Source organism: Neobacillus canaveralius (assembly GCF_047237705.1).
In the GTDB taxonomy this organism is placed as follows: Bacteria; Bacillota; Bacilli; order Bacillales; family Cytobacillaceae; genus Neobacillus; species Neobacillus niacini_K.
In genome coordinates, this window is the sequence record NZ_JBDFLL010000001.1 from 4,818,390 (window position 1) to 4,836,232 (window position 17,843).

Consider the following 17,843-nt stretch of genomic DNA (forward strand, 5'->3'; position numbering starts at 1 on the left):
AATATACTGGAGGTATTATTAATATGGCCAAAGATGAATCTTTTGATATTGTATCCAAAGTAGAATTTACTGAAGTCACAAATGCAATTACCGCAACAATGAAGGAAATCAAAACCCGTTATGATTTTAAGGGCAGCAAAAGCGAAGTTACCCTGGATAAAGAAGAGCTTGTTCTAGTTTCAGATGATGAATTTAAGATGGACCAACTAAAAGATGTCTTGCTTGGCAGGTTAATCAAAAGAGGTGTTCCTGTTAAGAATCTCGATTATGGAAAAATGGAAAAAGCGTCTGGCGGGACTGTTCGCCAACGAGCAAAGCTTGTTCAAGGCATCGATAAAGAAAATGCTAAGAAAATTAACACGATTATTAAAAATAGCGGTCTAAAGGTAAAAAGCCAAATTCAAGACGATCAAGTCAGAGTTAGCGGTAAAAACCGTGATGATTTACAAAAAATTATTTCGCTGGTTCGCGATGCTGACCTTAGTGTCGATGTTCAATTTATTAACTATCGTTAATATTGCATTTATAAGGTGAAAGGAAAAATTTCCTTTCACCTTTTTTACGGCTCTTTTCTAATATTTTCGTTCATTTTCCTCAAACTAACATGGTAAATAAACTTGGAGGTAAAATGAATGTCCAATAACCAACAACAAAAAAAGACTTTTCCACCACAGCATCAAAATCGCCAGCCTGGTATCGAGAGTGAAATGAATCCACGTCCGGTTTCAGTTGGTCAAAACTATAAAAGTGCTGGTAAATTAGCAGGAAAAACAGCTATTATTACCGGCGGGGATAGCGGCATTGGCAAATCTGTTGCAATTTATTTTGCTAAAGAAGGTGCTGATGTAGTCATTGTTTATTTGGACGAGCATCAAGACGCAGAAGAAACTAAAGGGCTCGTTGAAGCAGAAGGACGCAGATGTCTTCTTTTTTCCGGTGACGTAGGCAATGAAGAATTTTGTAAGGATACTGTTAATAAAACTGTTGATCAATTCGGAAAGATTGATGTTTTAGTAAACAATGCTGCAGAACAGCACCCACAAAAAAGTCTGTTAGATATTACATCAGCACAGCTTGAAAAAACGTTTCGAACAAATATTTTCTCTTACTTTTATATGTCTAAAATGGTCCTGCCACACATGAAACAAGGTGCAACAATTATCAACACAGCATCTGTTACTGCGTATGCCGGCAATGAGCAATTATTAGATTACTCTGCTACAAAAGGTGCCATAGTGACCTTTACACGTTCTCTGGCAAAATCGCTGGCACCTCAAGGTATAAGGGTAAATGGCGTCGCACCGGGTCCCATTTGGACGCCGCTTATTCCTTCAACCTTTAATGAAGACCAAGTGGCAAGCTTTGGCTCTACTACACCTATGGGCCGAGCGGGTCAACCATTTGAACTTGGTCCAAGCTATGTATACCTCGCTTCTAATGATTCTTCTTATGTAAGCGGACAAATCCTCCATGTCAATGGCGGAGAAATAATTAATGGATAGCCCCTAAACATGAAAACGCGATACTTCGTTTATGGAGGTATCGCGTTTATTTATCTAATCCCTTCTTCTTTTCCTAATCTTTATTATGAAAATCATGAACAAGATGTAAACCGCAACTAGGGATCCGACTAAGGGCAGATTGATGCCACTTTTTTCTGTTAACACATATATTTCTGACTCATCACGGTCAATGATAAGATCGTATTGATTATCATTGCTCCGCACCAAATCTCCGTTTAGCAATCCTCGTAATTCCTTATCACCTTCAATTTGCTCGTTGTTTAAGGTAATGTTTTGAGATTCACTTGTATTATTAATTGCGATAATCACTGTTTCATCTTGGTAGACTCGTTTGTAAACTGCCATTCCATCTTTTTCAAAAAGCATTACCATATTTCCGCGGGTTAACGAAGGAAGTTGATTCCTCAACTCACCAAGCTTGGTTATATAGTCAATGAGTTCCTTTTCAGTCCGGAAATTCATTGGCTGACGATTATCTGGAATTTCTCCCCCATTTAATGCAATTTCACTTCCATAAAAGACAACTGGAATGCCCGGAGTTGAATAAATATACGTTAAAGCTGTTTTCCAGCGTGCCCCTGGGAAATGTTTTTTTGTAACAATATCTTGTGTAAATCTAGCTGTATTTTCGTTATCAAAAAATTGCGGCTGCAATTCTGGTTGTTGTACCTTACTTTCTTTTAAAAGACCAAAGGTTTGATTAGTTGCAGCGAAAACACTTCTTAAATCTTCACTATGTTGGTAATTAGTAAGGCTGTCAATTCCAGCATCTTCATATTTTTCAAGGTCTGCTGCACTGTTTGTAGAGGTTATCCCTAACAGAAAAAAGTTTTCCTTAACGCCTTTTACTTCTTTTGAGAAATCACTCCAAAAGGACAACGGTACATGATTTACTTCTGGAAGGCTATAACCGTCAATATCGGTTTTTTCAATCCACCATTTAGCAGCGTCCAATAAGTAATCCTTTACCTCAGGGTTGTCCTGATTGAGGTCAGGCAAACCGTTTACCCAGCCATTTTCGATTTCATTTTGATCTACCAAGTTGCTAATTTCCTGCTTCTCGTGGAACCAATTTTGCTTGGATGAATCGAACACCCATGGGTGTTCTGCAGAGACATTATTGGTTACAAAATCAATTACCACCTTCATATCTCGTTTATGTGCTTCTTGTACAAGTTTTTTAAATGTTTTCATTGAGCCAAAATGCTCGTCAGGTTTATAAAAGTCATTCACCCAATAACCATGGTATCCACCCGCAGTATTATCAAATATCGATGTCAGTCGGATGGCAGTGAAACCCATATCTTTTAGGTAATCCAACTTATCCAATACTCCCTGAAAATCACCGCCATTATAGGCTAGCGGATCTAGTGTATTAACTTCCAGATCATTGTTTGTATTACCATTAAGGAAACGATCAACCATGATAGAATAAATGGTTTCATCCTGCCATTTTCGGTCTTCTCTCTCCGTTTCTGCATGTGCTGGCAGTGAAGTTATGACAAAAAAACAGATTAAAATAAGTGTAATTAAGGTTTTTTTCATGTTCAATCCCCTTCCATACACTCATTTTAATCTAATAAAGGTGTGAATCCAACTATTATCATCTATCCATTTACTATATTAATATTGTAATCTTTAAACCAAATATCGAGCTGTATAAAGTAAGCTAATAGCTGCGGTCCTGACATCAACTGGCCAAACCACGGCTCCTTAAACGAATTACCACCAGATTCAACCAGTTGATTGAGTAAATCACGATTGAATAGTTCGTATAGCACCGAGGACCTATCCGTTAATATCTCCCTCAGTTGTTGTTGAACAGCTAAAGTATATTCTGGATTATGGGTTTTTGGATAAGGACTTTTCTTTCGATAAAGTACTTCTTCTGGAAGAATTCCTTCAAACGCTTTTCTTAAAATCCCCTTTTCCCTGCCATGAACCATTTTTATATCCCATGGGATATTCCAGACATACTCAACAAGACGGTGGTCTGCAAATGGGACTCGGACCTCAAGACTGGCTCCCATACTCATCCGATCTTTTCGGTCAAGCAGCGTTGTCATAAAATGTGTCATATTAATATAGAAAAGCTCTCTTCGCTTTGCTTCCTCTGGGCTTTCTCCATCCAGTCTAGGTGTTTCCTGGATTGCTTGATTGTACTTTTCTATCACATAATCCTTTAAGTTCAATCTTTGCTGCCAATCGGCCCTTAATAAATTATTTCTTTCATTTACGGAACGCATCCAAGGAAAACTAGGTCTCTCTAAATCTTCCTTGCGATGAAACCATGGATAGCCTCCAAATATCTCATCAGCACACTCTCCGGAAAGACTAACAACAAAGTCATTTTTTATTTCCTTACAAAACCAAAGTAAGGAAGAATCAATGTCAGCCATACCAGGACAGTCGCGAACATGAACCGCTTCTGTTAAGTCTTTCACTAATTGCTGCTGAGAAATAGTTTTAAAATGGTGCTTTGTTTTAAACTCATTGGTTACAATGTTAATCCATTTCTCATCCGCATTTGGCTGAAATTCATTTGCTTTGAAGTATTGGTCGTTACCTTCATAGTCAATCGAATAGGTATGGAGCTGACCTTTTCCTTGGTCCTTAAATCCTTGCGCAGCAATGGCTGTAATAATACTTGAATCAAGCCCGCCTGATAAGAAGGTGGAAAGCGGTACATCCGATACAAGCTGCCTTGTTACAGCATCTGTTACCAAATAGCGTACCTTCTCAGCAGTTTCTTCTATATTATCTTTGTGCACATCACTCTTTACATTCCAATAGCGCCAAATCTTTAAACCATTTTTTGAAAAAGTCATGGCGTGTGCCGGTCTTAACTCCTTAATCCCTTTAAAAATCCCAGAGCCAGGAGTCCTCGAAGGTCCTAAACCAAAAATTTCAGCAAGCCCTTCGTGTTCCAGTTCTGTTTTCATTCCTGGATTCCGAAGGATAGCCTTGATTTCCGAAGCAAATACAATCCCGTTATTTAACTCCGTATAAAACAATGGTTTAACTCCCATTCGGTCGCGGCCAATAAACAATTTTTCTCTCTCTTGATCCCAGATTGCAAAGGCATAGATACCATTTAAATAATTTACGCACTCTTCCGCCCATTCTATATAGGCAGTTAACAGAACTTCTGTATCAGAATGACCTTTGAAAGAATATCCTTTAGTAAGGAGAATTTTGCGGATATCTTCGGTATTATACAGTTCACCATTGTAACAAATGGTGTACTCTTTACCTTCCTTTTGTTTTGTCATTGGCTGTCTTCCGCCTTCAGGATCTACAACAATTAGGCGCTTGTGACCAAACCCGACATGAGTTTGAACCCAGAGGTTCGTTTCATCTGGTCCTCTTTTTGCCAGTGTCTTTGTCATTTTTTCAATCGTATCTTTTTCAGCTCTTAAGTCTTTAGTATAATCAACCCATCCTGAAACTCCGCACATAAGACTCTCCTCTCTCCAGTAACTGAGACTGGATATCATAACATGCTTTTATTCTATTCAGCCCAATTTATTTGGTAAATTGTCCAAATTAAAGATAAACAAGTTATAAAATCTCACAAAGATGTCTACAAAGAAAAAGAAAGCATTAGGCACGGAGGTTAAACATGAATCGACAACAAAGAATTAAACTATTAGATTTTCAACTGAGGGCCTATAACGAAGGAGCAGTTGAACAAATCAGTGATCAATGGATCTTTTTTGATGAGGAAACGGAAGAAGCAGCGATGCTGGATGACTATCTTCAGCAAGAGATTGAAATATTTCGTGTGAATCGTTGGAGGAAAGGAATCTTAATCGAATCTGGGAAGATACGAAGCGGAAATGAAATTATTATGCTTCGTGACCATGACAAGGTTAGAATCCGAAAGCATTTAATTTACTCATTGGAAAGACTTTTAGAGGGAATGAATGATGACGCCTTTTTTCAATTTGTCACGACATTAAATTCTTTAGATTTTTCTATATACGATTGTATCTACTGTTATAATCACCTGTCATTCTTATCCGATGATAAACAAAGAGATGGGGTAAACTTTATTGTCTTCGATAACCAGGAGCAAATTTGTAATGTTCAGCACCATTTTTGTTATTTCGAAAAGGTAAATGACCGCTTTGAATTTACCTTAAATACAGGAAAACGATTGGTTATTGAAAAGATGATATCTTAAGTTGAAAAGGTGTGTTTTTCATATAAGAGAAAAAACACACCTTTTTTCTGTTTTTTAGTTTCCTATATATTTTGAGTAAAGGGATTTTGCTTTTACGATATCATTTGTACCATGGACTAGTACTCGACCATCCTTAAATACGACGATGGATGTTTCCTCATCGGGAGAAAAACGAAGTAAAAATTGGTTTCCAATGACTTTTCCATTTTGTTTTAGTTGTTCACCAAGCTTATGTAAATCGCGTTCCCGCTTTTCTCTAAAGTATATTTGCACGGTATCTCTTCCACATAGAGAATTATAGGTTTCCTGAACGGCGGACAATCGATCCAGAAAGTCAAACTGACGGTTTACACATGTAGGACATTTTGGATTTTTCCCCTCACTTGTATCCATTGAAAAAAAGGAAGTATCCCAAATGTCTATTTGTTCAAGGTTGGTATTCGTCGTGGCCCCTACCAATAGTTTAATTGCTTCCATTGCTTGAAAGGACCCAATAATATCTGTAATTGGTGACAGAACACCAATTGTATCACAGGTTTCCCCCCTGCCAGCTGGTACTTGTGGAAATAGACAGCGATAACACGGGGTTATTCCAGGTTTAATGACCGCAAACATTCCTCTAGAGCTGACTGCAGCTCCATGCACCCAGGGGATTCCATACTTAACGCCAACATCATTGATTAAGTACCGGGTCATAAAATTATCAGTACCATCAATAATAACATCAACACCAGCTAATAATTCCTCCGCATTATCAAGATTTAAATCTGAAATAACGGCATCAATTGTAACCGTGGAGTTGATTGAATTCAGTCTCTTTTGTGCAGCAACTGCCTTTGGGAGATTTTGATTTACATCTTCCTCATTAAAAAGTGATTGTCTCTGCAGATTCGAAAGGTCAACTACATCTCTATCAATTAACCTTATGTATCCCACACCAGATCGGACCAAATGATTGGCACTTACCGTTCCCAATGCACCCACACCGACAATAGCTACTTTGCCTTGCAGCAATTTAGACTGTCCTTCTTCCCCTATTCCTGAAAAAAGAATCTGCCTTGAGTATCTTCCTAAATCAGTCATGTGTAATCCTCTTTCCTAGATTAGTAGTACATTTAACGAGTCCCGTAATCTACGTTAATTTTAATTGAATTTTAGAAAAGTTTAAATATTAAATATACAAAATTAATTGTATAATAGAAATGGGTTTATTTATTAATTTTGAGAAGAATATCCTATTAATATTTTTTAATATAAATGGGAGATTAGTTTCAATTTATTAATGAAAGAGAGGGAAAGCATTTGAATTTAGGTGGGTTTTTAAACAAAGAAGTGGTAGTTGATTTAACCGCTGGTTCAATTAATTACAGACCTATTAACGAAGAGGATGCAAAAAAGTACATTGGTGGCCGCGGTCTGGGCGTTAAATATGTACTCGATAATGGACCTGAAGTAGAGCCGTTATCTCCTGAAAACATGCTTTGTATTATGACTGGTCCTGTAACTGGATCACGTTCATCCATGAGTGGACGCCTTTGTGTTGTGACTAAGTCTCCGTTAACAGGAACTGTTACAGATTCGCATATGGGAGGATGGACGGCAGCCCGTTTAAAGTGGGCGGGGGTTGATAATATCATCCTTACAGGTAAAAGTGACAAGCCTGTTTATCTTTATATCGAAGATGGTACAGCGGAACTGCGTGATGCATCTGATTTATGGGGCAAAGGAACAAGAGAAACCGTTAAAACAATGCAAGCAAGGTATGGCGAACAAGACCTTAGTGTCATGACCATTGGTCAAGCTGGTGAAAACACAGTTAAGTTTGCTTCCTTTATTAACGAGCATGACCGTGCAGCTGGACGCGGCGGAACTGCTGCAGTTGCAGGCTATAAAAAATTGAAAGCGGTTGTAATTAAAGCATCTCAAAAAGGAAACATGCCGCAGCCTAAGTTAGAAACTGAGTACAAAGAGGCTAACAAAAAGGCAGTAAAGGCTATTCTTGACGGCGGATTAACGGCACCAAATAAAGGTGGTCTTTCCGTTTATGGTACAAACGTATTAACTAACATTATCAATGAGGTTGGAGCCCTTCCAACAAAGAACTCCCAGTTCACTCATTGGGATGAGGCTGAAAAGCACAGTGGTGAATATGTCAACGAGCATTTACTTGTTAAAAATAATACTTGTCACGCCTGCCCTGTAGGCTGCAAAATCGAAGTTGAAGTGAAGGATGGAAAATATAAAACCAGAGTCGAAAGTATAGAGTTTGAATCTGCTTGGTCACTTGGATCTAACTGCTTATTAAGCGATGCTGAGGCCATCTCTTATCTGATTGACCGCTGTAATGAGTACGGTATTGATACCATTGAACTAGGTCACTGCTTCTCCGTAACAATGGAAGCCTATGAAAAAGGTTTGATTACGGAAGAGCTTATCTGGGGCGATGCAGATTCTATGATTGATTTAACTAAGAAAATTGCATTCCGTGAAGGGTTTGGCGGAATCCTTGCTGAAGGACCTGCAAAAGCAACTGCTTCTTGGGGGGCACCAGAACTTTCTATGTCTGTAAAGGGACAATCCATTCCCGCATATGACCCACGTGGCATTCAAGGTATTGGTCTCGGTTATGCAACTAGTAACCGCGGAGCCTGCCACCTGCGCGGCTATACGGTTGCAAGTGAAATTGCGGGTATTCCAGAGCCTACAGACCGCCTTAAGCCAGAAGGAAAAGGTGAGTTATTAAAAGTATTCCAAGATATGCTTGCTTTCTCTGATTCTATGAATATTTGTAAGTTTTCATCCTTCTCTGAAAACGCCGAGCATTATGCTGAACAATATAGCACCATGACGGGTATTCCGATGACTGCTGATGATGTGATGAAGGCTGGAGAAAGAATCTATAATCTTGAGCGTTATTACAATAACCTCGCTGGTTTCGATAAAGAAGAAGATGACTATCTGCCAAAACGGTTCACTGAAGAACCTGCTTCTGGTAATAGTGCTGGTGAGGTCAGCCGTATGGATATCATGCTAAAAGAGTACTACCAAGTCCGCGGTTGGCAGGCTGGAATAGTTACCGAAGCAAAGCTTCGTGAGCTAGAAATTATTGACCCGGAAAATCAATTAGTCTAATGAAATAAGCAAAGGCTTCTGCATGTTTTGCAGAAGCCTTTTGATTCGAAAATTAACTATCCGCCTATCCTTCTTGTTTTCACCCGGTAATTTTTGATTAGCTCTTTAAGGGTCATGTCATCTTTAGCACAAAAAAGAATATAGACACGATTCACTTTAAAAGTAGACGTTATTGAAAGCTCCTCTTCCCCTACTATTTCTCCATACCAGTCGTCAGATTTATATATGTAAGGAAACTGATCTGTAATTTGTTTACCGCCTAACTCTTCAAAATACATTCCTAGGTGCTTTCGATTTATTCCACGGAACTCTAATTCCTGCTGCAGCATATTAGCCACCCGCCACAGGAGGAAATAGTGCAAATTGATCGGTTTCTTTAACAATGGTCTCAAGACCATCCAAATGAATAATATTTCTTCCGTTAATAAAAACATGAACAAATGGAAGCAGCTCCTTTTCAGGAGTAAATATTTCATCCTTCAAGTCAGGAAACATTTCAACCATTCTTTCAAGTACATCAATAACCCGTTGACCTTCAGGCTTAACCTCAACCCCAACTCCGCCGCAAATTTGCCGGAGATTAGCAAACACTCTTACTAGCATCCCAATCACTCCTCTCCCCTTAATTAAATAGTAAAACTATTTGCAATTCCTGTCATCTATTTTTAAACTAAAAAAGAGCTGCCGATAAACTTGGGCAGCTCTTTCTAACATTCTATCTTATACGTGAAAAATCGACATTGGCAGTTTATCAAAACCTAAATACAATACAAGTAAGAAGGCAATAACAAATTGTATCCATAAAACAGAAGTCTTTCTATTTTGTGCAACCTTACTAAGGATCATTTCAAATAAACCAATTACCCATATCCCTACTACCGCTTTTAATATATACAACAAATCAATATTGGAAAGCATGAAAATTAGTCCAACACCAGTTGCAATAATTAACAAGTAAAGCACACGTAAAATCATTCGAACAATTTTAGCGCCCTTTTCTTTTCCGCTTTTCAGTAAAAATATAGCGACAATAAATAAAATTAGAGCTAAAACCCAAGCTGTAACGTGACCATGAATCATTTCATTTTCCTCCTATGTATGCATTGCTTATAGCAACACTATCATACCATAGGCGTTCCGAAAATCCTAAAAAAAAAGCGGGATACTAATAATATGAACCTTCAAGAGGATTTATCGTAAAAATATCTCTTAGCACAATCTGATCCTCTGCGATTCCCTGTATCTCTGTGATTTTCGTAATTTTCCTTTCCCCATCATTTGTACGTGAGAGGTGGACAATGATGTCAATTGTTCCAGCGATTTTTTCCCTAATCGCTTTGATAGGCAAATTTATCCCTTCAAGATAAGCAATGATTTCCAACCGGTCAATCATATTACTTGGACTGCTGGAATGTCCTGTCGCAAGAAAACCATTTAGTTCTTTATTTTCATTCCGAAGTATTTCACGTACATCATTACCACGAACATCTCCAATAAGATTCCTTTCCTCTTTTGGAATGAAAGTGGAAAGTGCATTGACCAGGGTGGTTTTACCTGCCCCTGTTCCTCCGCTTACTAGAATATTTAATCTAGCTTTCACACATGTACAGAGGAATAGCGCCATTTCCTTTGACATGGTACCGTTACGTATTAAATCCTTCATATCTAAAGGTTTCCATGAATTCCTTCTTTTAGCCAGCCTTGCTGATCTGTACAATTTGTAATCTACATCTTGTATTCCATCACTTTGTTGGATTTGTTTTAATAGCCCCATACATTCCACCCGCCTTGTTTTTGTTTTTTTGAAAACCAATTTGCTCACAAAACATAAAGAAGATAAAACGGTTAGGCAGGGGTCGATAAAACAGAATAAAAATAACCCCGCCTTTACCGAAAGGGGGGTTAACAAATGAAGTACAACATTGCACATAGAAAGACCTATGTAAGCAATGCTGTTATCTACGAAAAACACCCTATTCTTTCGGTAACTGGCTGGCGTAGTGCGAAAGCACCTTAGCCCCTTTAGCTTTGCGTCACTGATTTTCACCAGTTTTGCCTTTATCGAGAATCAGTGTTTTACATTTCCGACTGATCTCTTAAATCTATCATAAGTCCTTTTGCCTTTATCTCATATCCTACTATTATACCATTTTTTAATAAAGTATAGGTAGTATGACCTAATTCTATAATTTTCCCAACCACCTAATATTAGCTTTACTTTATTTAGGCGAATGAATCACATTACACCAACCCATACATACGATATTAGAAGAATAAAAGGTAAAGGGTGTTGTTGATGCCAGCGATTGTAGGAGTTGCACAAGTCATTTCACTTGGCAGCAGTTCCGTTTTTCATATCGGAGATGTCTATAAAATCATGCCATTTTCATCTGCAAAAACTTTTTCCGGTGCTGGGTCCTTTAATACGGGTGAAAGTTTAATGGTTCATAATAACAATTTAAGTCATACAAACACAAACGATTCAGATGGTGTAGATCAAGGAATCTTCCTAAATGCCTAGGGAATGGGTGATCTTTATATGAATTTTTATATTCAGCAATCTATTCAAATAAATTTTATTAAAATTAACAGTATTACAAATTCTTCTGTCCTGCAAATTGGCAGTGCCGGAATCATTAAACCTGCCTCATATTTGCATAATACAGGAGGTTTTTCAAAGCCAGCCCCGAAGGCAGGAGGCACTCAAACAACAAATGGGCAATCTAGTGTTGCAGTACCTTTGGGGGGCGTTGGGCGAGGAGAAGAAACACAGTGAGGTGATGGTATGTATCAGGATTATTCACAACTTCTTCAATGGGTCCAAATGACACTACAAATACAAGAAAACAGAATTGCTGCTCTGGAACAGACCATTCAAAAACAACAGGAACAATTGAAGCAATTAAAGGATAAGCCTACCATTCAGGTTGATAAAATCGAATATAAATTTGATCAATTGAAGGTTGAAACTCTTGATGGAACATTAAACATTGGCCTTAACCCATCAGATTTGGCAAATATTGAAGATTTTGCTGTACAAAATCAATCCTTAAATACACCCATCCAACCTAAGGCACAAATGCAGAGATCTATGAAAATAGAAGAATCTATATACCAATATTTAGAAACTGAACTCCCAATAGTATTTAAGGACACACAAACTCAATTAAATGTTCAGTTAGATGATTCCTATTTAGATTTTATCAAACAAGATATAATGAAGCAGCTTCCAGCAAGGATTGATTACCATGTACAAAATACTGCAGTAAATAATCGTGAAGGCGGACAAAGTACAGAGGAGATCATTATTGAATTACTCAAACAGGAGATCAGAAAAGGCATTTTAATATTTATTAATCATTTGCCGGATAACGTGAAAGGAATGAATACACAAAATGAATTTTGAAGTATATAATCGGGACCTTCGTGTAGATACGATTAGAATTCTAGGCGTTGCAAGTTCTTCACTCGTAATGATTGGCGACACTCAAAGTGTTCAATTGGCATCAACTTTCGACACACCTGCTGAATCACTCATCATCGGGCCATTTGTGCCACTTTTTTAGGCAGGCTTAACATATGCTTGAAAGAACTTCTGTGGTAAATACCGTTAAAGTAAACTCGGCTTCCTTTGCCTCCACCATCCAGCTTGGTGATTCCCGTATTATTAATGGATTTTCACGTGCCTTAGCGGTTCAGCGGGAAGCTGATGTGTTTTATGGAAAAGAAGGAAATTTTTTAAACTACTCAGTGTTTTCGGAACCAATTCCTTTATTGCCAATTACTGAGAAAATGACAATATCCACTCATAATCTCCTTCCAATTATTAAGGTTAATAATATTTCTATCCTCGCAATGTCTTCGTCTGCCATCCTGCACGTAGGAAACAGTGAAAACATCTCACTGGAAGCTAGAGTCAAGCATATCAGACAGCTGCTGCATGCTGAGGATGAACAATAATAAGATTTTAGGCATATGATATGAAAGATTAAATTATGCAAAGGATGTTTTTATATGCCAGCAATAATTGGTCCAGTTCAGATTGTGAATGTATCTGGTGGTATTGTTCATTTCGGGGATACAGTCTATATCTCTCCAAAAAGTGCCTCAAAGACTAATGCAGGTTCTGGAGGTTTTAATACAGGGGGAATCATTTTTACAGCCAGCGGATTAAGTGGTACCAATGTTCTAGACGTTAATTTACTCGACCAGCCAATAGGCGGGAATAATTAATAAACGACATAAACCAATATGGGTTTATGTCGTTTATTTTTTTATTCATTTTCTACATTTAGTTTTAAAATATGCGCTCCGTCAAAGAAGAATAAATATCTTTCATTTACTTTTCTCTTCCAAATTTTCTCCAAAGCTTTGGTATAAAGATTGATTTGCAGCCGGTAACGTTGTTCAAGTATTGGTTTAGCCTCCTCAAAACCACCTTTGTATCGATCATTTATCCCGTCCGATTTAAAATCAATAAGGACGAGTCCATTTTCATCCTCAAACACACAGTCGATAATCCCCTGGACAAAAACAGATTCATCTTGGTCCTTCCATGTTGGATAGACCTCAGATGCAGGCAGGGATAACGTAAATGGAATTTCACGGTTCACGGCATTTGCCTTTAAGATCCGCTTGCCTAAATCTGACTCGAAAAATTTCCCAATTAGTTTTGTATCAATGACTTCCGCCTGTTCGACGGTTAACAGTTCATTATGAACCATAGACTCTATTTGTGTCTTAACAGAATCTGTAGTTACAGGTCTTGTCAAATCAACATGCTGCATAACCATATGCAGGGCTGTCCCTCTTTCAGCAGGACTAAGAGCTTTTTCCTGCATAAACTTAGGGCGTTTAGTAATGGATTTTTTAAAGCTGCTTAACAATTCGGTACCACTATGCTCATCGGACATTTCACGTTGACGCTTCATTTCGGATACCGATTGCTTCGATCGATGGGTCGAGGCGTTGGTAAAGGAATACCCCCATGTCAGACGAGACTCAATTTCCTCTTTATAAGGAGATGTTACGGGTATTATTTCCTTATTCTCTACCTTATCTAAAAAGGTGTCCTCCTCCAAACTCTTCATTACTTCCTGATTTTTAATTTCTTCAGCATGCATGATTGTGATCTTCCAAGCAGATTCATGACAGGTAATCTCATCTGGGATGAGCGGATTCTGAATTTCATTTTTCCTTAGTTCTATACTGTCCTGGTGCCGAACTAGCGCCGGTCCAACCCAATCCAGGTAACAGCCTGCTGCTGCCCGTTCGTAATCCTTAAGCAGCCAGTTTGTATTAGTAGAAACATCAGTCCACTGTTCAATTTTTTTATCTGCATCTTTCAACGTTCCTGTTAGATATAACTTTTCCTTGGCTCGTGTCAGCGCCACATAAAGGACTCGCATTTCTTCTGCGAGCATTTCCATCTTCTTTCTGCGCTTAAACGCAATTTGAGGTAAAGAGGGATAGGAAATTCGTTTTTCCACATTTACATATTTAGCCGCAAAGCCGTACTCTTTATCAAGCATATATGGTTTACGGATATCAGACATATTAAAGTTACGCGACAATCCTGCAATAAAAACGACAGGAAATTCGAGACCTTTGCTGCTATGAATGGTCATAATCCGCACAACATCTTCCTGCTCTCCAAGCGCCCTGGCAGCCCCCAGGTCATCTCCTCTTTCAATCATTCTCTCTACAAACCGTAGAAAGCGGAATAACCCTCGGAACGAGGTTTGCTCATATTGCCTTGCCCGATCATACAAAGCACGTAAATTTGCCTGTCTCTGCTTACCACCAGGCAAACCACCTGCAAAGTCATAAAACTGTGTATCCCGGTAAAGCTGCCAGATCAATTCGGAGAGTGACCCCTGGCGCGCCATGGAACGCCATTGTTCAAGATTGTCATAAAAACGGCGGACTTTTTCATATAAAAGTTCCGTTTTTTCTGACGGGCTGCTTTTACAAAACTTTTTCACAGACTCCCAGAAAGTCCCCTTGTTGTGCAGGCGTATTTGTGCGAGTTCCTCTTCGTTCAGACCGACAATGGGCGACCGTAAAACAGATGCCAATGGAATATCTTGAAATGGATTATCTATCACCCTTAACAACGACATCATGATGGCAACTTCAGTTGCTTCAAAATAACCAGAGGAAAGGTTCGCATAAATCGGAATGCCTTGTTGTTTAAACTCCTCCATGATTTGTGGTGCCCAGGTCATGGAACGAAGCAGGATTACCATATCTCGATACATAATCGGACGGTAAGAATTTGTTTTTGGATTATAGACCTTGGTTTCATTTGCGATTAATTGTTTAATTTTAGAAGCCATCACTCTAGCTTCGAGCTGGGATTTCTCTAGATCCACCTCATCAAATTCAGAAGGTACATTCTCCGTTTCTGATTCAGAAGCTTCTGTAGATACTTCTTTACTATCATTATTTTGATTAATTAGTAATAGCTCGATTGGAAATGGTTCATCTTCAGGATATGGTGCACCTGGCCGTAGTTCAGCAGCTTCATCATATTCAATTTCTCCAACCTTGACACCCATGATCTGCTTAAATAAATAGTTTGTCCCTTCAAGTACTTCTTTCCGGCTCCTAAAATTACGCGCAAGATCAATGCGCAATCCTGTACCATTACCGTCCTGCCTGAAACGATTATATTTTCCCAAAAATAAATTTGGCTCAGCTAAACGAAACCGATAGTAGGGTAAGAATCCAGCGCCTTGCTACATCTCTGCAGTAGGTTTCTAGAAACTCCCCCCCGAACCGTACGTACTCCTCTCAGAGTATACGGCTCTCCACTTACAAATATCTATCTTTATTTATGAATTTCAATATGACATTTTTTACATACAACCAATGTTTTCCGTTGTTTTGCAATCATCGCCCATTCCCAGTATTTCTTTCCTTTAAGATTCTTCACTTTGTTGATATGATGAATCTCAAATTTCGTGTCAGGATGATTATCTCCACATAGTTCACATTGTTTTGCACTCAACCGTTTTTCTAAGTCGTTTCTTCCTTGATATACATAAAGGTTAGGTTTTTCATCAATGTCAAATTTGTAGCATTCTATTTTTTTATCGAATCCGTCTTTATAGAAATACGCTATTTTTTCACCATGCTTTGTTTCGTACTTTACTCCCCAGTCCTTACCTTGCCTGTATTTCACTTTCATCTTACCAACTGTGGATTTGTATTTATTCGCAAGTGTTTTTAAACAACTGTATTCCATGACGTATCGTAATTGCCACATTTTTTGATTGACGTTTTCCGCTAGACAATAAAAATTATATAATCCACGGAGTTCAGCGTTATACGTTTCGATGATTTCTAAATCTGATAGACCAATTAATGCTGGTCTGTGAAGCATATCCCATTGCTTCGAATCTATATCCTTGACCATTTTTCGACTGATAATTATTTTTTCAATCGTTCCATTTGGAATTCGCAGCTGTACATAGCCTCGATATTTTCGCTTGACCACACCATTTTTATCTTTTGCTGCGCTTAGGTCATGGCTAATTAAAATGTCATAACCCAAAAATCTGGCTGGATTGGTACTATGTGTAATAAGCGTTTTTTCATCCGACATTTCTAGCTGCAGATGGTCTTCTAAAAATTTCCCTACACATTTTTTTAGTTGCTCACAATCTTCTTTACTGCCATTGACACCGATAATAAAATCATCGGCATATCTCACGTATTTCATGCTCCTATAGCCTTCATTACTAGGCTCATAATAGGATAAGGTTAAAAGAAGCTTTTTGTTCTCTTTGTACTCTTTAATTAGAGTCTCGCGAAGTATTTCTTCGGTGGTCTCCTTAATTTTCTTCTTTAATCGTTGATTACGCATATCATATTTTCGGTATTCTGTATTTCGTTTACGTTTCTTAGGAGTTCCGATATCAAAGGATGGTTTCATTTCTTTTTCAATATACGAATCAAATTCATTCAAATAGATATTCGCTAGTAAAGGGCTAATGATCCCGCCTTGTGGTGTTCCACTATAGGTGTTTTCGAATCTCCAATTTTCTACGAAACCTGCTTTTAGGAATTTCCACATAAGCCGAATGAATTTCTCATCGTTAATTCGCTTTCTCAAAATGTTGATAAGCGCTTGATGATTAATATTGTCAAAGAATCCTTTAATATCCCCCTCTATGAACCAGTTCACGCCCGAAAACGTATTTTTAACTTCGATTAAAGCGGTGTGACAACTTCTTTTTTCCCGAAACCCATGTGAGTGTTGTGAGAATGTTGGCTCGTAGATAGCTTCTAAAATCATGCGACAAACTTCTTGAACTATTCGATCTGTAAATGTTGGGATTCCTAATGGTCTTGTCTTACCGTTTTTCTTTGGGATATTTATTCTACGGACTGGCTTCGGTTGATAGCTCTCATCTTTTAATAAAGCAATGATTGCTTGTATCTTTTCCTCACCAAATCCATCAGCCGTTTCATCATCGATTCCTTTTGTTGCACTGCCTTTATTTTTGTATATCTTAGAATAAGCTTTTAGATAGAAATCTTCATTGTAAAGATTTCGGTATAAGCGGTCATATTGATAATTTTCTTTAGTTGCCTGCTTCGATAGATTGTATAATACAATATCTGAACTTTGCATAGAGCATTTCGCTCCCTTCTTCATTGTTTATACGTTGTAAGCTGCTCCCCTTCGCCATGTAATAGGCTTTCCCTATTTCGGACTACTACGGGAGCTCCGTTACCATATTGGATTTTCAGTACCTTTGTACATAGCCAATTGGCGTTCCAACTTAGGTAATCCCCATTTAGTATATTGTATATAGGCTGCGATTTGTTGTCGGAAGGAACACTCATCCTTATTCTCAATCTTGAGACGCGTCCATTCTTTACTATTTCAGAAACTAGGTTTGTGCATCAATCTAGTACACTTCCCCATGTTCAGTCGTAAGTATCTAATACGCTGAACAGAATGGATTCTAGGTTTCAAACGGTTTCCTAGA

The 17,843-nt window shown here is 38.3% G+C and carries 18 protein-coding genes, 1 pseudogene and 1 riboswitch; of the genes and pseudogenes, 10 read left to right on the forward strand and 9 right to left on the reverse strand.

What is annotated here, in order from left to right; genetic code table 11:
* The first annotated feature begins 23 nt into the window (after positions 1–23).
* Positions 24–515: a YajQ family cyclic di-GMP-binding protein gene (locus tag ABC255_RS23615; protein ID WP_335532311.1), complete on the forward strand. Its 492-nt coding sequence runs from the start codon at positions 24–26 to the stop codon at positions 513–515.
* A gap of 117 nt (positions 516–632) precedes the next feature.
* Complete coding sequence (locus ABC255_RS23620; protein ID WP_412997329.1) at positions 633–1,502, forward strand: SDR family oxidoreductase; 870 nt, start codon at positions 633–635, stop codon at positions 1,500–1,502.
* Between the two features lie 54 nt (positions 1,503–1,556).
* Here ABC255_RS23620 and ABC255_RS23625 read toward each other — a convergent pair whose 3' ends face one another.
* Both ABC255_RS23625 and asnB read right to left on the reverse strand, forming a co-directional pair.
* Entirely contained in the window at positions 1,557–3,068 is a 1,512-nt protein-coding gene (locus ABC255_RS23625; RefSeq protein ID WP_412997331.1) for an alpha-amylase family glycosyl hydrolase, read from the reverse strand.
* Positions 3,069–3,130: 62 nt separating this feature from the next.
* The gene (gene asnB, locus ABC255_RS23630) at positions 3,131–4,981 is read right to left on the reverse strand and encodes an asparagine synthase (glutamine-hydrolyzing) (protein ID WP_412997333.1); all 1,851 of its coding nucleotides are present in this window, start codon (positions 4,979–4,981) and stop codon (positions 3,131–3,133) included.
* Positions 4,982–5,145: 164 nt separating this feature from the next.
* Between asnB and ABC255_RS23635 the strand changes: the two genes are divergently transcribed.
* Complete coding sequence (locus ABC255_RS23635) at positions 5,146–5,709, forward strand: DUF2777 domain-containing protein (RefSeq protein WP_335532319.1); 564 nt, start codon at positions 5,146–5,148, stop codon at positions 5,707–5,709.
* Positions 5,710–5,763: 54 nt separating this feature from the next.
* Here the strand turns inward: ABC255_RS23635 and ABC255_RS23640 are convergent, their stop codons facing one another.
* Positions 5,764–6,792 carry a ThiF family adenylyltransferase gene (locus ABC255_RS23640; protein WP_412997335.1) on the reverse strand — a complete coding sequence of 343 codons (1,029 nt, stop codon included), beginning with the start codon at positions 6,790–6,792 and terminating at the stop codon, positions 5,764–5,766.
* A gap of 219 nt (positions 6,793–7,011) precedes the next feature.
* Here ABC255_RS23640 and ABC255_RS23645 point away from each other — a divergent pair, with 219 nt between their 5' ends.
* Positions 7,012–8,841, forward strand: coding sequence for an aldehyde ferredoxin oxidoreductase family protein (locus ABC255_RS23645; RefSeq protein ID WP_412997337.1), 1,830 nt, complete (start codon positions 7,012–7,014; stop codon positions 8,839–8,841).
* 56 nt (positions 8,842–8,897) lie between these two features.
* Here ABC255_RS23645 and ABC255_RS23650 read toward each other — a convergent pair whose 3' ends face one another.
* The 4 genes from ABC255_RS23650 to ABC255_RS23665 all read right to left on the reverse strand — a co-directional run bounded on the left by ABC255_RS23650 (position 8,898) and on the right by ABC255_RS23665 (position 10,615).
* The gene (locus tag ABC255_RS23650) at positions 8,898–9,170 is read right to left on the reverse strand and encodes a MoaD-like domain-containing protein (RefSeq protein ID WP_335532325.1); all 273 of its coding nucleotides are present in this window, start codon (positions 9,168–9,170) and stop codon (positions 8,898–8,900) included.
* A gap of 1 nt (position 9,171) precedes the next feature.
* A complete protein-coding gene (locus ABC255_RS23655; protein WP_335532328.1) occupies positions 9,172–9,444 on the reverse strand; it encodes a ubiquitin-like small modifier protein 1 in 273 nt (90 codons plus the stop codon).
* Positions 9,445–9,561: 117 nt separating this feature from the next.
* A complete protein-coding gene (locus ABC255_RS23660; protein ID WP_412997339.1) occupies positions 9,562–9,921 on the reverse strand; it encodes a YisL family protein in 360 nt (119 codons plus the stop codon).
* A gap of 85 nt (positions 9,922–10,006) precedes the next feature.
* Entirely contained in the window at positions 10,007–10,615 is a 609-nt protein-coding gene (locus ABC255_RS23665) for an ATPase, T2SS/T4P/T4SS family (protein WP_412997341.1), read from the reverse strand.
* Positions 10,616–10,821: 206 nt separating this feature from the next.
* Positions 10,822–10,908: riboswitch (cyclic di-GMP riboswitch) on the reverse strand.
* Positions 10,909–11,137: 229 nt separating this feature from the next.
* Here ABC255_RS23665 and ABC255_RS23670 point away from each other — a divergent pair.
* From ABC255_RS23670 to ABC255_RS23695, 6 genes are read left to right on the forward strand one after another with little or no spacing between them, the layout of a single operon-like run.
* Positions 11,138–11,362: a spore germination protein gene (locus ABC255_RS23670; protein ID WP_412997343.1), complete on the forward strand. Its 225-nt coding sequence runs from the start codon at positions 11,138–11,140 to the stop codon at positions 11,360–11,362.
* An 18-nt stretch (positions 11,363–11,380) separates the two neighbouring features.
* Positions 11,381–11,617 (forward strand): spore germination protein GerPB, encoded by a 237-nt coding sequence (locus ABC255_RS23675; protein ID WP_335535715.1) that lies wholly within the window; start codon positions 11,381–11,383, stop codon positions 11,615–11,617.
* 9 nt (positions 11,618–11,626) lie between these two features.
* The gene (gene gerPC, locus ABC255_RS23680; protein WP_412997345.1) at positions 11,627–12,247 is read left to right on the forward strand and encodes a spore germination protein GerPC; all 621 of its coding nucleotides are present in this window, start codon (positions 11,627–11,629) and stop codon (positions 12,245–12,247) included.
* Entirely contained in the window at positions 12,237–12,407 is a 171-nt protein-coding gene (locus tag ABC255_RS23685) for a spore gernimation protein GerPD (protein ID WP_335535713.1), read from the forward strand. Before gerPC ends, ABC255_RS23685 begins: the two co-directional genes overlap by 11 nt.
* 13 nt (positions 12,408–12,420) lie before the next feature.
* Positions 12,421–12,801, forward strand: a complete 381-nt coding sequence (locus ABC255_RS23690) for a spore germination protein GerPE (protein ID WP_412997347.1) — start codon at positions 12,421–12,423, stop codon at positions 12,799–12,801.
* A gap of 54 nt (positions 12,802–12,855) precedes the next feature.
* A complete protein-coding gene (locus ABC255_RS23695) occupies positions 12,856–13,074 on the forward strand; it encodes a spore germination protein (protein WP_412997349.1) in 219 nt (72 codons plus the stop codon).
* A gap of 41 nt (positions 13,075–13,115) precedes the next feature.
* Here the strand turns inward: ABC255_RS23695 and addA are convergent.
* Together addA and ltrA are read right to left on the reverse strand one after the other, a co-directional pair.
* Positions 13,116–15,557: pseudogene (addA, locus tag ABC255_RS23700) on the reverse strand (helicase-exonuclease AddAB subunit AddA); the annotation flags it as partial.
* 116 nt (positions 15,558–15,673) lie between these two features.
* Entirely contained in the window at positions 15,674–17,482 is a 1,809-nt protein-coding gene (gene ltrA, locus ABC255_RS23705; RefSeq protein ID WP_412997351.1) for a group II intron reverse transcriptase/maturase, read from the reverse strand.
* Between the last annotated feature and the right edge of the window lie 361 nt (positions 17,483–17,843).

Bases quoted from the DNA above. Each gene is read 5' to 3' on its own strand.
- ABC255_RS23640 (WP_412997335.1), bottom strand. From the start codon at position 6,792: ATGACTGATTTAGGAAGATACTCAAGGCAGATTCTTTTTTCAGGAATA.
- ltrA (WP_412997351.1), bottom strand. From the start codon at position 17,482: ATGCAAAGTTCAGATATTGTATTATACAATCTATCGAAGCAGGCAACT.
- gerPC (WP_412997345.1), top strand. From the start codon at position 11,627: ATGTATCAGGATTATTCACAACTTCTTCAATGGGTCCAAATGACACTA.
- ABC255_RS23650 (WP_335532325.1), bottom strand. From the start codon at position 9,170: ATGCTGCAGCAGGAATTAGAGTTCCGTGGAATAAATCGAAAGCACCTA.
- ABC255_RS23620 (WP_412997329.1), top strand. From the start codon at position 633: ATGTCCAATAACCAACAACAAAAAAAGACTTTTCCACCACAGCATCAA.
- ABC255_RS23615 (WP_335532311.1), top strand. From the start codon at position 24: ATGGCCAAAGATGAATCTTTTGATATTGTATCCAAAGTAGAATTTACT.
- ABC255_RS23675 (WP_335535715.1), top strand. From the start codon at position 11,381: ATGAATTTTTATATTCAGCAATCTATTCAAATAAATTTTATTAAAATT.
- asnB (WP_412997333.1), bottom strand. From the start codon at position 4,981: ATGTGCGGAGTTTCAGGATGGGTTGATTATACTAAAGACTTAAGAGCT.
- ABC255_RS23695 (WP_412997349.1), top strand. From the start codon at position 12,856: ATGCCAGCAATAATTGGTCCAGTTCAGATTGTGAATGTATCTGGTGGT.
- ABC255_RS23660 (WP_412997339.1), bottom strand. From the start codon at position 9,921: ATGATTCATGGTCACGTTACAGCTTGGGTTTTAGCTCTAATTTTATTT.
- ABC255_RS23625 (WP_412997331.1), bottom strand. From the start codon at position 3,068: ATGAAAAAAACCTTAATTACACTTATTTTAATCTGTTTTTTTGTCATA.
- ABC255_RS23690 (WP_412997347.1), top strand. From the start codon at position 12,421: ATGCTTGAAAGAACTTCTGTGGTAAATACCGTTAAAGTAAACTCGGCT.
- ABC255_RS23665 (WP_412997341.1), bottom strand. From the start codon at position 10,615: ATGGGGCTATTAAAACAAATCCAACAAAGTGATGGAATACAAGATGTA.
- ABC255_RS23670 (WP_412997343.1), top strand. From the start codon at position 11,138: ATGCCAGCGATTGTAGGAGTTGCACAAGTCATTTCACTTGGCAGCAGT.
- ABC255_RS23685 (WP_335535713.1), top strand. From the start codon at position 12,237: ATGAATTTTGAAGTATATAATCGGGACCTTCGTGTAGATACGATTAGA.
- ABC255_RS23635 (WP_335532319.1), top strand. From the start codon at position 5,146: ATGAATCGACAACAAAGAATTAAACTATTAGATTTTCAACTGAGGGCC.
- ABC255_RS23655 (WP_335532328.1), bottom strand. From the start codon at position 9,444: ATGCTAGTAAGAGTGTTTGCTAATCTCCGGCAAATTTGCGGCGGAGTT.